Origin of the sequence: Williamsia maris (genome assembly GCF_024171815.1) — a bacterium.
In the GTDB taxonomy this organism is placed as follows: domain Bacteria; phylum Actinomycetota; class Actinomycetes; order Mycobacteriales; family Mycobacteriaceae; genus Williamsia_A; species Williamsia_A maris.
Window position 1 is genome coordinate 24,919 of the sequence record NZ_JAMTCJ010000001.1, and the last position, 14,250, is coordinate 39,168.

Consider the following 14,250-nt stretch of genomic DNA (forward strand, 5'->3'; position numbering starts at 1 on the left):
CAACCGTGAAGAAAGGTACTGATGGCCCCCGAGGACCCCCGGCCCGCGCAGAAGCGTCCGGCGAAGAAGCCCGGACGCGGCAAGCGTCCCGCCAAGCCCGGCACCGTTCCCTCGGTCACGGCGGGCGGCCGCAGGCAGGTCCCGTGGATGACCGTCGGGGCCGTGGTGGTGGTGCTCATCATCGTCGGAGCCCTCGCCGCCTACCTCGCGCCGAAGTACATCGACCGCGAAGAGGCCCAGAAGTTCGTCCCGAGCGCCTCGAACCCCGATCCGTCCGACGACATCAACGGCGTGACCAAGGTGTTCTACCCGGCCGGGCAGCACGTCGCACCCACCCAGCGAGTCGCCTACGACCAGTCGCCGCCGTTCGGTGGGCCACATGACGCGATCTGGGCGACCTGTACCGGGATCGTCTACCCGAACCCGCTGCGCTCGGAGAACGCCGTGCACGCGCTCGAGCACGGGTCGATCTGGATCACCTACAACCCAGAGACCATCGCCTCGGGCGATCTCGACAAGCTCAAGAGCAAGGTCGAGGGACAGCAGTACATCCTGCTCTCGCCGTACCCGGGTCTGAGCAGCCCGATCTCGCTGCAGTCGTGGGGCCATCAGCTCAAGCTCGACTCGGCGGGCGACAGCCGCGTCGACGAGTTCATCACCGCCCTGCGCCGCAATTCGCAGACCAACGTCTACCCGGGCCAGCCGCAGCAGTCGGCGTACCCCGAGGTGGGCGCCACCTGTGACGCGCTCGTCGGACAGGGCTTCGATCCGAGCAACCCGCCGCCCGCCGACTCCGGTCCGGTTCCGGCGAACGCGGTCCCGATGTCCGGTGAGGGCACCCAGCAGGCCACGAACGAGGCCGGCGTGCCCGCCGCGCCGACGACTTCGGGCGCCGCGACCGCACCCGCTGCCCCGGCTCCCACCCCGGCTCCGGCGGGCTGATCCGACATGTCGACCGACGCCTCCACCGACCGCATGCCCTCCGATGCCCCGGAGCGGTCCGACCGACGCTCCCCACTGCAGCGACAGCTGCCCGCGCTGCTGGTCCTCGGCGCGGTCGCTCTCCTGCTGGTCGGTGTCGCGATCGGGCTCATGATCCGCACCGGCGGCGGTGGGACCGACCGCCCGGCGGCGGATTCGGCGGCCGTCGGGTTCGCACAGGACATGTCGACCCACCATTCCCAGGGCGTGGCGATGGCGAAGGTCGCGTTGACGCAGGCGCAGTCGCCGGAGGTGCGGGCGCTGGCCTACGACATCCTCACCCAGCAGACCAACCAGATGGGTCAGATGCAGTCCTGGCTGACGCGGTGGGACCAGCCGTTGGACAACCCGGGAACCGCGATGACCTGGATGTCCTCCGACGGTCACGACCACGCGGGGTCGATGGGCCAGATGTCGGCCGCGCAGATGACCGCGGGCAACGGGGTCAGCACCCCACTGATGCCCGGCATGGCCACCGCATCGGAGATGGCGACCCTGCAGTCGTTGCGGGGCGCCGCCGTGGACATCGACTTCCTCCAGTTGATGTTGCGACACCACCGCGGGGGTCTGCCGATGATGGAGTACGCGGTCGACAAGGACCATGTCTCCGAGCCCTACGTCCGGGAGTTGGCGCAGCAGATGATCAACATCCAGACCAACGAGGCCGACACCCTCGCGAAGATGCTCGCCGAGCGTGGTGGCAGCCAGCTTCCGATGAACTGACCTTCGGCGGCCCTCGAAATCATTGAGGATTGCTAACCGTCGAGTAGGCCACGTCACAGGATGTGCAAGTATGTCGGGCGTGTGTGTGCAGCAGCCGGCACACCGTCGTCCACCGAGATCACCGGCACCTGGGGGTATTTTGAGTCCGTTCCGTCCGCACGAGCCGACGACCTGCGTCGAGGGCGCGTCGTGAAGGCCGCCGACGTCAGCTCCGCCGATCGGGATTGGACGCAGTACTACGAGCCGTCCGATCACTACCAGATCGGCCGTGAGGAGATCCGCGAGTTCGCGCGCTCGATGAAGGACGCGCATCTCGTGCACTGGGACGACGAGTTCGCCGCGAAACGCGGCCACACGTCGCTCGTCGCGCCGCTCACCTTCACCGCCCGACTCGCCGGGACCGGCCTCAACTGGCTGATGGAGAACGTCCTCACCGAATACGACACCAGCGCGTTCGTGCAGACCGATCAGGTGTTCACGTACCACCGTCCGTTGCATGCGGGCGACCGTCTCCGTCTGATCATGGGCCTCGCCCCGATCCGTCAGAAGGCGGGCGGCGACACCATCACCGTCTCCGGACTCCTGGTCAACGAGCACGACGAGTTGATCCAGACCCTGCAGACCACCGCGGCCGGCCGCCGCGGGGCGCAGACCGAGCCGGCACTCAACGCCGCACTCACCGACGTCATGATGGGCGACTTCGTCGCACCGACGACGACGTCGTGGAGCGAGATCGACGGCGAACCGTCGTTCACCGACATCGCCTGGGACAAGCCGCTCGACCCGTCCGTCCCGACCTTCGACGACCTCGCGGTCGGCGACGAACTGCCCACCACCACCATCACGCTGCGCCGCGGCGACCTGGTGAACTACTCGGGCATCTCCGCCGACTACAACCCCATCCACTGGAGCGATCGGGTCGCCGAGATCATCGGACTCGAGACGACCATCGCCCACGGCATGTTGACCATGGGCATGGGATCGGGTTTCGTGACCTCATGGCTCGGCGACCCGGCCGCGATGCGCGACTATCGCGTCCGATTCACCGGCATCGCCTACGTGGCCGATGACGCCCCGGCCGAGGTCGAATACACTGGCCGGGTCAAATCGCTGGACAGCGAGGCGAAGACGGCGACCATCGCGATCCAGGCGACCTTCCGGGGCAAGCGGATATTCGGGCGCGCGGTTGCCACGGTGCAGTTGAGATGAACCGCGCTTTCGAATGAACCGATAACCCAGTCAGCACCACAGAGCCACACCCATGACGCACCGGCATCGTCGCCGGGGTGTCCACACCAGAGAGGTTCCGTTTTGACCACCGAAACGCCGTTTTTCGAGGACGTCCAGGCCCACTACGACCTGAGCGATGATTTCTTCGCACTCTTCCTCGACGAGTCCCGCACCTACAGCTGTGCGTACTTCGAAAAAGAGGACTACAGCCTCAACGAGGCCCAGATCGCGAAGATCGATCTGTCGCTGGGCAAGCTCGGCCTCGAGCCGGGTATGACGCTGCTCGACGTCGGCTGCGGCTGGGGCGCCACCGCCCTGCGGGCCATGGAGAAGTACGGCGTGAACGTCATCGGACTCACCCTCAGCAAGAACCAGTACGGCCACGTCAAGAAGCTCGTCGAGGACAAGGCGGCCGAGACCGGCCTGTCCGGCGACATCCGTCTGCAGGGCTGGGAAGAGTTCGACGGCAAGGTCGACCGCATCGTGTCGATCGGCGCCTTCGAGCACTTCCGCTTCGAGCGTCACAAGCAGTTCTTCGACTTCGCGTACAACGCGCTGCCCGACGACGGCAAGATGCTGCTGCACACCATCACCGCCTACGGCCTGTCGCACCACCACGAGACCGGCAACAAGATCGGCAAGGACGACTTCGCGTTCCTGCGGTTCATCGCTACCGAGATCTTCCCCGGCGGTCAGCTCCCGCTGCCCAAGCAGGTGACCGACGGCGCGACCAACGCCGGGTTCACCGTCGAGAAGATCCAGCCGCTGCAGTTGCACTACGCCCGCACCCTCGACGCGTGGAGCAAGGCCCTCGGCGAGAACCGTGACAAGGCCATCGAGCTGTGTGGCCGCGCCAACTACAACACCTACGTCAAGTACTTGAGTGGCTGCGCCGCGTCGTTCCGCAAGGACATGATCGACGTCATGCAGTTCACCTGCGTCAAGGGCTGACACCCACCCGGGGCACATCGCCCCGACGCACGACCATCGAGTCGGCGTTCACACGGTCGTCCGTGTGAACGCCGACTCGACTGCGTTGGCAGCCGTGCTGACGGCCGCGGCGGGTTCGATCATCTGCGCCCCGACCGCCTCCGCGCGCCGGATGGTGTCCGGTCGCAACAGCACCTCCAGACCATCGGTGAGAGTCGTCGTGTCGAGCCGGGACAGCCGCGTCGACGTGCCGATCCCGAGTCGGGTGACCGCCGCGCCCCAGTGGGCCTGATCGGCCCCGGCGGAGGCGACCATGGTCGGCAGGCCGGCGCGGACGGTGGCCGCGGTGGTCCCCGCTCCCCCGTGATGCACGGCCGCGCGACACCGTGGCAGCACCGTCGCGTGGTTCATTCGACCCGCGACGAAGACGGCGTCATCGCCGGGGGCCACCCCCTCGGTGCGACCCCGTGCGCCGACCAGAGCTCGGACACCCAGGGCACGGGCCGTCTCCCCGATCGCGGCGTGGACGGCGTCGGGATCGGACAGGGGCGCACTGCCGAACGCGATGTACACCGGCGGTGGTCCGGCGTCGAGCCACGCCCACAGCGGGCTGTCGGTGGCGACGTCCTCGCCCACCGCCGCCCGTTCGTCGGCGGGCAGGTCCAGGAAGCCGACGAGTGGGCGTTCGCTGCCCCATTCCCGTTCCAGACCGGGGAAGAAGACCGGGTCGTAGGCCTGCAACTGGACGACTTCGTCGCGCTGCAGGCGATGTGGGAGTCGTTGCCGGGCGGCGGGCAGCCCCAGGCGCGCCCGGAACCGGTTCTCCGGTCCCTTGCCGAAGGTCCACGTGATGGCGTCGGCGGTGCGCCACGAGGCCCGGTTGACCGCTGCCGGGAGGGCGCGTGAGGTGGGGATCGCGCCGATGGCCCCGTTCTCCGACATGGCGCAGAACCGCATGGTGGCCATCGGCACCCCGAGGTGCTCGGCGAGGGCGTGGATGCGCTCCTGTCCCAGCGGCCCGCTGATCAGCCCGTCCACCCCGGTCTCGGCGGCCAGGTCGGTGACGGTCTCGGCGAGATCGGCGTCGAACCGGGCGAACCCCTCGGCGACCTGTTGCTGGGCCAACCGCAGTTTGCGCACCGGGTTGCGGGTGGCCAACAGCTCACGGGATCGATCGCTCTCCCAGTACGACTCGCTGTCCAGACCGATGGGCCGCGCCGCGAGCCCCATGGATGCGGCGAACGACACGTAGTTGGGTGGGACCAGCATCGTGACGGAGTGACCGCGTCGGGCGAGTTCGTGGCCCAGGCACACGCCCGGCTGGATATCGCCCCTGCTGCCGTAGAAGGACAGTGCCAACTTCATGTGGCCAGATTAGTGGGATGTGTGCCCCCGGCAGGATTCGAACCTGCGGCCTTCCGCTCCGGAGGCGGACGCTCTATCCCCTGAGCTACGGGGGCTCGACGGGCGAGAGCCAGACTATCGCACGGCTCGTCACTCACCCAAACCGCTGGGCGGAGGTGCCGATCATCTGCAGCGCCGACCCGCCTTCGCCGCGAATCACCCGCAACTGCGCGGGGATTCGCGCACGCATCTCGTCGACGTGGCTCACGACCCCGACGACCCGTCCGCCGGAGCGCAACTCGTCGAGGACACCCATGACCAGGTCGAGCGCCTCGGGATCGAGCGTGCCGAAACCCTCGTCGATGAAGATGGTGTCGAGGACGCGGCCGCCGGACTCGGCGGAGACCACGTCGGCCAGGCCCAGCGCGAGCGCGAGCGACGCGAAGAACGTCTCACCACCGGACAGGGTGTTCGCCGGGCGGACGGCGCCGGTGTACTCGTCGCGGATCTCGATACCCAGACCCGATCGGCGACCTCGCGACGCGGCAGCATCGGAATGCGCGAACTCGTAACGGCCCGATGACATCTGACGGAGACGGAACGACGCGGCGAGGATCACCTCCTCGAGGCGGGCGGCGAGCACATAGGACCGCAGCGACATCCGCCGCGAGTTCTGACCGCGGCCCGCCACCAACTCGGCGAGACCCTGCAGTTCGGCGTCGCGCGCGACCGCCGGCGCGAGCACCGACATCGCCGACCAGAAGTCGGTGCAGAGGGGTTCGAGTTTCGCGGCCGTCGCGACGGCGCCCGCGTGGCGCGTCGCGGACGACGTCGCCGCCGCGGTGGCATCGACCCGCTCGACCTCGAGCCGGTCGAGGTCGGGACGGTCGGTGCCGATGACCCGGGCGACCTCGGGGTCCTCGACCGTCGCCTGTGCCGCGGCCCGGATGTCGGAGGCCTGTCGGACCTGCTTCTCGAAGCGGGTGATCTCGGCCGGCGCCAGCAGCGCAGCGCGGGCCGCGGTGACGGAGTCGAAACCGGTCTCGCCGAGCAGATCCTCGAGGCGCGTCGTGCAGTCGCGCACGCGGTCGTCCGCGGCCGCAGCGTCTGACCGGGTCTCGCGGACCGCGGCAAGCGCGGCGCACACGCCGACGAGCGCTCGTCGGCGGTCGCCGACGGTGGTCGTGCCGTCAGTTGCCTGCGCCGTCTCGACGTCGAGATCGGCGAGCCGCTGATTCAGGTGCGCCCCGCGTTCGCGGAGTTCGACGACGCGGGTCTGCAGAGCGGTCCGGTCGGTGCGCAGTCGCTCGGTGTCGGCGTCGAGCGCGGCGATGTCGGCGCGAATCATCGCCTCGGCGTGTGCCTCCTGGGAGACGCGGCGACGTTCGCCGGCGATCCGGTCCACCTCCGCGGTCGCCTCGTCGGCGGTGACGCCACCCGTGCGCTCGTGCCACAGCGCACGATCGGTCTCGATGGCGGCCAGAGCGCGCTCGGCGGTGGTGCGGTCTGTCTCGCAGGCCCTCTCTTCGGCGCGTGCGTCGAACTCGTCCTGTTCGCGTACGTGCTCGGCCGCGGTCACCGCGGGTGCCGGGTGTTCCGTGGCGCCGCACACCGCGCAGGGATCACCGTCGCGCAGACCGGCCGACAACTCCGCGGCCATCCCCGCGATGCGGCGTTCCCGCAGGTCCAGCACACGCTCGCGGGCCACGTGATGGCGATCACGGTAGGACGCGACCTGTGTACGTGCGCGCTCGGCGTCGGCGTCGAGGCGCTCGAGTCGGGCGTGCGCGGTCCGGGCCACCTCGGCTGCCGCGGCCTCGGTGCGCAGCTGGGGCAGTCGGGCGCTCGCCGCGACGGCCACCGCCAAGGCCTTCTCCGATTCGGCGCGTCGACGCGGCGCCGACTCCACCGCCTCGTCGACGGAGACGATCTGTTCGTCGGCCCGCACGCGGGCCGCGGTGATGTCGTCGATCGACCGCAGGAGGTCGGGGCGATCACCGACCCGCTTCTCCAGCGGTTCGAGACGCCCGGACTCCGCGGTCCAGCGCTCCATCGCGTCCTCGATCATGGCGCGGTCGGTGGGCGCGGGGGGCCACGACAGGCTGCGCGCGAGCGCCGCGCCGTCGTCGGTGGCCGCGAGTCGGGCGTGCGCCTGCTCCCGGGCAGAGGTCGCACGGTTGCACTCCTGTTGTGCACGTTCGTGTTCGGCGGCCACCGCGCGTACCGGCTCGGCGCGGCGTGCGGCGTCGATCATGGTCTGCGCGGAGGCGATCGTCGCCTGTTCCGCCTCGAGCGCGGCGAGTTGCGCCTGCGCGGTTCGGCCTCGTCGGTGCAGTTCGTGGACATGCCGCGCGTCGGCGTGCGCGCGGTCGGCCGCCCGCGCCGACTCCCGGGTCGTGTCCAGAGCGTCCGCGGCGGCGGCGACCTCGGCGCGGGCGGAGTCGAGAAGTCCCTGCGCCCAGTCGAAGTCGGGTTCGACCGGCTGCGGGGTGTCGGCCACCACGGCTATCTGGCCCGCCAGACGGTCCACCGCCTGGCCCTTGTCCTCGAGCTCGGCGCGGCTGGTTCGTGCCCGCTCGCGCAACCACCCCTCGAGGTCGTTGAAGCGCTCGGTCTCGAACAGTCGCTCGAGCAGCCGTTCCCGGTCGTCGGTCGAGGCGCGCAGGAAACGCGCGAACTCCCCCTGCGGGAGCAACACGACCTGGAAGAACTGGTCGGCGCTCATCCCGAGGATGCGGGTGATCACCTCACCTATCTCGGGCAGCCTCGCGAGGTTCGGGCCCGATCCGTCGACCCAGGCCAGGGTGCCTGCCGCGTTCACCTTGGTCAGCCCGGTGCCGCGCTTCTTGGTCCGATGGTGTTCGGGACTGCGGGTCACCCGGAGTCGTCGGCCGCCGATGGTGGCCTCGAGCGTGACCGACGGCGAGTCACCGGGTATCGCGTGATCGGACAACAATCGACGACCGTCGTCGCGGGCGCCGGGGACGCGACCGAACAGGGCGAACGCGACGGCGTCGAGCACCGTGGTCTTGCCCGCCCCGGTCTGACCGTGCAGGAGAAACAGACCGTCGACACCGAGAGCGTCGAAATCGACCTCGGCGTCGGCCGCGAACGGCCCGAACGCGTGCATCTGCAGTGAGTGCAGCTTCACGCCGTGAGCTCGGATCCGACGTCGAACAGCATCAGCTCGGTGGGTCCGGTCTCGGCGTCACCGCCGACGGCACGGACGGCGGAGTCGAGCAGCAACAGTTCGCGTGCGCTCGGTTCACTGCGGACGTCGGTGACGAAGGACGCGACGATCTCGCTGTCGGACCGGCCCCGGATCCGGTCGCGGTAGTCGATCCCGGCCTCGACGCGTGGGCTCTGCCACTCGACGTGCACCGCCAGCGGAAACCGTTCCCGCAACGTGCGCATCGCGTCGGTCGGCCGCAGGACATCGGTCAGGATGGCCTCCACGTAGTGGTCCTCGGCGCCTGCGTGGTCGGGCGCGGTGACGAGATCGGACAGGGTGCCGGTCAGACGGCTGAGCCCCCGCACGAGCGGCAGTCGGACCGGACGTATCCCCGACACCCCGTCCGCGTCGAGATCGATGATCCAGACGCCCTTGTCGTGGGTGCGTTCTCCGAAGGAGTAGGGCAGCGGCGATCCGCTGTAGCGCACGGTTTCGGTGACGGTCTGGGGTGAGTGCAGATGCCCCAGGGCGACGTAGTCGGCCCCCGAGAACGTGGCCGCGGCAACGGTTTCGACCCCGCCCACCGAGATCGACCGCTCCGATCCGGTCGCGACGGCACCCACCACGAAGGCATGGGCGAGCACGACCGATCGGCGCGGCTGCGTTGCCAAATGCTCACGGACCCGCCCCATCGCGGCGTCGAGCACCTCGGAATGACTACGCGCCTGCGGCACACCGAGCGCGGCCCGCGTCACGTCCGGCTCCAGGTAGGGGATCCCGTAGAACGCCACCTCACCGTGCTCGTCGGCGATGACCACCGGATCGGCGATGCCCGCCACCGAGGTGCGCAGGTACAGCCCACCGGCAGCGGCGAAACCCGAACCGGCGCCGAGGCGCGTCGGCGAATCGTGGTTGCCCGACGTCACGACGATCTGGGCGCCGGCCGCGCGGATGGCCTCCAGCACGGCGTCGTAGACCGTCACCGCGTCCGCGCTGGGCACCGACCGGTCATAGACATCGCCCGCCACCGCCACCACGTCGATCGACTCCGCCGCCACGAGATCGGCCAGTCCGATCAGCGCACGCCGCTGATCCTCCAGCAGGTCCACGCCGTGGAAGGTCCGACCGATGTGCCAGTCGGAGGTGTGCAGGATGCGCATGAGAGAACCGTACGACCGGGCCCCGACAGAGTCGGGACCCGACGGCGGCGTGCCGTGCGCGGCCTCATCACATCCGGCGATGAACGATCGTTCATCACTCGGGTGGGCGTCGTGTGGATACTGGATCAGGTGACATCAGTCCAGGAGACCCCGACCCCCACGCAGCCGCGCCCGCCGGTGACGGTTCTGCGCGCGGTGAACGGGATCGTCGCCGCCGGGCTGACGGTCGGCGTGGGACAGCTGGTGGCCGCGGTGTTCGACCGTGCGGCGGCACCGTTGTTCGCGGTGGGTTCCGCGGTGATCGACCTGACGCCCAAGCCGGTTCGCGAATCCGCCATCAGCACCTTCGGCACCGGCGACAAGACCGCCCTGCTCGTCGGGATGGGGGTGATCGTCGCGCTGTTGGCGGTCCTCGCCGGTGTGCTGGAGACGTCGCGACGCCGGTGGGGGTCGGCGCTGTTCGCCGCGTTCGGGGCACTCGGTGTGGCCGCGGCGGTGACGCGACCGGCCGCAGGGGTCTGGTGGTTCCTGCCCACGGTCCTCGGTGTGGCCGCGGGCATCACCTTCCTGCGTGTGATGGCGGTCCGGCTGGACTCCCCCGCCACCGGGGAGACCGACAGCGGGGATGCCGAACAGGGACCGGATCGGCGCGCGTTCCTGCTCGGGGCATCCGGGGGGGGTGCCGCCGCGGTGGTCACCGGGGTCGCGGGCAGCGCGCTCGACCATTTCTTCAACGACGTCAGCCGGGATCGCTCGGCGTTCTCGGTGCCCCGGGCGGTCAACACCATCGACCAGTCCGCGGACGACGACGGGGGCGCGACCCCGTTCGTCACCGACAACAGCGACTTCTACCGGATCGACACGGCGTTGCAGCCGCCGCAGCTCACCAGCGGCGCCTGGTCTCTGCGGATCCACGGCATGGTCGACCGCGAGGTGCGGATCGACATGGCGTCGCTGCGCCGCATGCCGGCCATCGAGAAGATGGTCACCCTGACCTGCGTGTCCAACGAGGTCGGCGGCGACCTGATCGGCAACGCGACCTGGACCGGCTACCGCCTGCGCGACCTGCTCGCCATGGCGGGCCCGTCCGACGACGCCGACATGGTGCTCTCGACCAGCTCCGACGGATTCACCGCGGGCACCCCGATCGAGGCACTGACCGACGACCGCGACTCGTTGCTGGCCGTGGCCATGAACGGCACGCCGCTGCCCATCGAGCACGGATACCCGGCACGCATGGTGGTCCCCGGGCTCTACGGCTACGTGTCGGCGACCAAATGGGTTGTGTCGCTCGAGGTCACCCGTTTCGACCGCGCCAAGGCGTACTGGTCGACACGCGGGTGGTCGGAGAAGGGGCCGATCAAGACCAGCTCACGGATCGACGTCCCCCGCGACTCCGCGACGGTGAACGCCGGCCGCGTGGCCGTCGGCGGTGTCGCCTGGGCGCAGCCCCGGGGGATCAACGCCGTGCAGGTGCAGGTCGACGACGGGCCGTGGCAGAGCGCGCGACTGCTGGCCCCGGACAACATCGACACGTGGCGGCTGTGGAGCTGGGACTGGGACGCGACCTCCGGCGACCACACCCTGACCGTCCGCGCGATCGACGGCGAGGGCCGGCAGCAGTCCGCGGTCGTGTCGCGGCCGGACCCCGACGGGTCGACCGGATTGCACACCATCGACGTCTCGGTCAGTTGAGGACCGCGACCACCGGGGTCGCACGATCGGTGATCCAGCCCGCGAGCAGGTCGAGCGAGCGGGTCGCGGCCTCGTCGTCGCGGTCGACCAACCACCACTGGATCATCCCGTAGATCAGTTGCAGCGCACCACGAACCACGTCGCGTTCGTTCCCGTCGAACGTCATCGCGCTGCGCGCCCCGAGTTCGTTCAGGAACTGCAGACCGTACTGCTCGGCCAGGGCGTTCTGCCGCAGGGCGGCCGACGCCGACCCGGATGAGTCGGGCGCCCGCAACGACACCACCGTCGACTCGATGAGGACCAGCCACCGCTGCGGGTGATCACGCGCCAGCATCAGCGCCGAGGCGAGGGTGTCCGACAGCATCGTGCGCAGAGCCGCACTGCCCGTGCGGATCTCGCTCCGATCGTCCGGGCTCTGCTCGATGGTGAGGAACGCCTGCAGGTGCGTCGCCACGGCGCGTTCGACCATCGCCGCCATCAGCTCGTCCTTGTTGGCGAAGCAGTAGTGCACGACACCGAGGGACACCCCGGCCTCCTCGGCCACCGCACGCACGGTCACCGAGTTCATCCCCGACCGTTGCGCCAGCCCCAGCGCACACTCGACGAGTTGATCGCGCCGCTCGCCGATGGTCAGTCTCGACAACATGGTTGCAAGTACAACCGACTGCCGAAGGGCACGTCAACCAGGGGCGACGCCGCCCCCGGTCGGCTCAGGCCGTCGGCGCCGGAACCGACTGCGCCACGGGTGTGGTCGGCGTCTCCGCGACCGCGGCGGGCGGGGACCCCAGGTGCCGGGGGCGGGCCAGGAACACGGCCGCCACGACGCCCAGGAGCAGGACCGCGGCGGGCAGGTAGATGGCCTGGCCCATCGCGGTCGCGAATCCGTCACGCAGGAAGGCGGGCAGCCGGTCGACGTCATGGGGCACGGCGCCGCCGACGCCGGGCAGTTCGGCGGCGAGACGGGTCTGCAGGAGCGCGCCGACGGCCGCGCTGCCGAGCACCGATCCCACGACTCGCATCGTGTTGTAGACCCCGGCCCCGGCCCCGGCCTGCGCCATGGGGAGGTTGCGGTTCGCGGTGGCCGCCAACGGCGCCCAGATCCCGGCGCTCGCCAGACCCATCAGGCTGACGGGCAGGAGCAGCATCCACACGGGGGTGTCCGGCCGGGCGATCATGCCCAGCCAACCGATCGCGATGGCGTTGAGCAACAGGCCGGATCCGATGATGTAGCGCGGATGGGTCGTGTCGACCATGCGGCCGACGAACGGCGCGAGCACCCCGGTGATGAGCGCCATCGGTACCAGGACCAGGGCCGACTGCGTCGGGGTCATCCCGCCGACGAGCTGGAGGTAGAACATCATCGGGACCATCAACCCGGACGTCGCGAAACCCATGGCCGCGATGCCGACGTTGGAGAGCGAGAAGTTGCGGTCGCGGAACAGCGACAGCGGGACGAGTGGTTCGGTACGGATCTTCGACTGCCACCAGACGAACACCCCGATCACCGCGACACCTCCGCCGACGAGAACCCAGATCCACGCCGCCCAGTCGTACTTCTCGCCGTCCTGGATACCGAACACCAAGGCGCTCAATCCCACTGCGCTCAGCACCACGCCCACGACGTCGAACTGACGGACCCGCGTGTCCACGGTCGGGACCAGCCACCACGCCAGGACCACGCCGATGATGCCGACGGGCACGTTGATGAAGAAGATCCACTCCCACCCGAGGCTGTCGACGAGGACGCCACCGAGCAGTGGTCCGACCAGCGTGGCGACACCGGCGACGGTGCCCCAGACACCCATGGCCGCGCCGCGGCGTTCGGCCGGGAACATCCGGGTGATGAGCGACATCGTCTGCGGGGTGATCAGGGCCGCGCCGATGCCCTGCAGCGCACGCGCCGCGATCAGCTCCCCGATCGACCCGGAGAGTCCGCACCACACGCTGGCGATGGTGAAGACGACCAGGCCGGCCTGGTACATCAGCTTGGGGCCGAAGCGATCTCCGAGGCGCCCGGTGATGAGCAGGGGCACGGCGTAGGTCAGGAGGTAGGCGCTGGTGACCCAGATGACGCCGTTGAAGTCGGTGTCGAGTCCCTCCTGGATCTTCGGCTGCGCGACCGCGACGATCGTCATGTCGACCAGGATCATGAAGAACCCGAGGCAGAGCGCGCCGAGCGCGGCCCACGGGCGGTCGGTCACCGGCTTGAACGCCGGCGGAGCACTGGTGGTGTCGGTCATGTCGTCACGTCTTCCGTGTGGGTGGAGGGGGTGGTGTGGGTTGCATGGTGCGCCGGGGTGCCGACAATCGCCGAGAAGTCCTCGCCCGCCAGGGGACACGGTGGTGCGCCGTGGCCGCGACGGGCGTGGTCCATCCAGGGCAACGAGCCGTCGACAATTCGATCGCGGACCGACCGCAGCCAGTCGAGCTGGGCGGTGAGGGTCGCGCAGCGACAGCCGACGTCGAGCAGGAACATCTCCGACACCCCCCGATCGGTCGCCTGGGTGCGTGCGCTGCGGTAGTAGTCCAGCTCGTCCGACATCGCGTCGAGCCGCCGATCCAGCAGGTCGATCACCTCCGCGCGCGGCAGTTCGTGCGACTCGGCGAGCGCGAGGTAGAGCTCGGGGAACTCGGTGGTCGGGGTGCCGAGCATCGCCGACAGACGTGCTCGCAGGGCCTGCGACCCCGCGGCGGTGATGGCGTAGACCGTCCGCTCGGGACGATTGCCGGACCGTTCGATCTCGTTGACCTGCAGCATCTCTCGGGCCAGGAGACGGTCGACGGTGTGGTAGAGCGAGCCCGGGCGGATGTTGGCGAAACGGTCCTCTTTGCGAGCGATGAGGGTCTGCACCATCTCGTAGGGGTGCATCGGACGTTCTGCCGTCAACCCCAGGATCATCACCGCGAGAGGCGTCAGTTCGGCCGCCATCGACCCTCCCGTTCCTGTAGTGCTGTCCCGAATATTCCAGACGGAATAATCGCAGACCGATCAGCGAACCGCAAGTGGTGTCCGCG

General features: G+C 69.6%; 11 protein-coding genes and 1 tRNA gene. 5 read left to right on the forward strand and 7 right to left on the reverse strand.

The features are described 5' to 3' along the window. The first annotated feature begins 21 nt into the window (after positions 1-21). The 4 genes from LX13_RS00120 to LX13_RS00135 all read left to right on the forward strand — a co-directional run bounded on the left by LX13_RS00120 (position 22) and on the right by LX13_RS00135 (position 3,885). Positions 22-942: a thioredoxin-like domain-containing protein gene (locus tag LX13_RS00120; RefSeq protein ID WP_253659301.1), complete on the forward strand. Its 921-nt coding sequence runs from the start codon at positions 22-24 to the stop codon at positions 940-942. Positions 943-948: 6 nt separating this feature from the next. After that, on the forward strand, positions 949-1,704 hold the full coding sequence (locus tag LX13_RS00125) for a DUF305 domain-containing protein (protein ID WP_253659302.1): 756 nt from the start codon (positions 949-951) through the stop codon (positions 1,702-1,704). Positions 1,705-1,893: 189 nt separating this feature from the next. Continuing rightward, on the forward strand, positions 1,894-2,913 hold the full coding sequence (locus LX13_RS00130; protein ID WP_253659303.1) for a fused (3R)-hydroxyacyl-ACP dehydratase subunits HadA/HadB: 1,020 nt from the start codon (positions 1,894-1,896) through the stop codon (positions 2,911-2,913). Positions 2,914-3,015: 102 nt separating this feature from the next. Beyond that, positions 3,016-3,885 (forward strand): cyclopropane mycolic acid synthase family methyltransferase, encoded by an 870-nt coding sequence (locus LX13_RS00135; RefSeq protein WP_253659304.1) that lies wholly within the window; start codon positions 3,016-3,018, stop codon positions 3,883-3,885. Between the two features lie 48 nt (positions 3,886-3,933). On the opposite strand, the gene LX13_RS00140 is transcribed toward LX13_RS00135, so the two are convergent. From LX13_RS00140 to LX13_RS00155, 4 genes are all read right to left on the reverse strand, one after another. After that, positions 3,934-5,229, reverse strand: a complete 1,296-nt coding sequence (locus LX13_RS00140; protein ID WP_253659305.1) for a glycosyltransferase — start codon at positions 5,227-5,229, stop codon at positions 3,934-3,936. Between the two features lie 22 nt (positions 5,230-5,251). Beyond that, a tRNA-Arg gene (locus LX13_RS00145) sits at positions 5,252-5,324 on the reverse strand. 38 nt (positions 5,325-5,362) lie between these two features. Continuing rightward, positions 5,363-8,359, reverse strand: coding sequence for an AAA family ATPase (locus LX13_RS00150; protein WP_253659306.1), 2,997 nt, complete (start codon positions 8,357-8,359; stop codon positions 5,363-5,365). Further along, positions 8,356-9,540, reverse strand: a complete 1,185-nt coding sequence (locus LX13_RS00155) for a metallophosphoesterase family protein (RefSeq protein ID WP_253659307.1) — start codon at positions 9,538-9,540, stop codon at positions 8,356-8,358. The genes LX13_RS00150 and LX13_RS00155 overlap by 4 nt, the downstream gene beginning before the upstream one ends. A 129-nt stretch (positions 9,541-9,669) precedes the next feature. On the opposite strand from LX13_RS00155, the gene LX13_RS00160 reads away from it, so the two are divergent. Next, entirely contained in the window at positions 9,670-11,235 is a 1,566-nt protein-coding gene (locus LX13_RS00160) for a molybdopterin-dependent oxidoreductase (protein ID WP_253659308.1), read from the forward strand. Here LX13_RS00160 and LX13_RS00165 read toward each other — a convergent pair. The 3 genes from LX13_RS00165 to LX13_RS00175 form a co-directional block, all read right to left on the reverse strand. Then, complete coding sequence (locus LX13_RS00165) at positions 11,228-11,881, reverse strand: TetR/AcrR family transcriptional regulator (RefSeq protein WP_253659309.1); 654 nt, start codon at positions 11,879-11,881, stop codon at positions 11,228-11,230. The two genes, LX13_RS00160 and LX13_RS00165, sit on opposite strands and share 8 nt — an antisense overlap. Before the next feature lie 64 nt (positions 11,882-11,945). Continuing rightward, positions 11,946-13,475, reverse strand: a complete 1,530-nt coding sequence (locus LX13_RS00170; RefSeq protein ID WP_253659310.1) for an MFS transporter — start codon at positions 13,473-13,475, stop codon at positions 11,946-11,948. Continuing rightward, complete coding sequence (locus LX13_RS00175; protein WP_253659311.1) at positions 13,472-14,164, reverse strand: PadR family transcriptional regulator; 693 nt, start codon at positions 14,162-14,164, stop codon at positions 13,472-13,474. The genes LX13_RS00170 and LX13_RS00175 overlap by 4 nt, the downstream gene beginning before the upstream one ends. Positions 14,165-14,250: the final 86 nt, after the last annotated feature.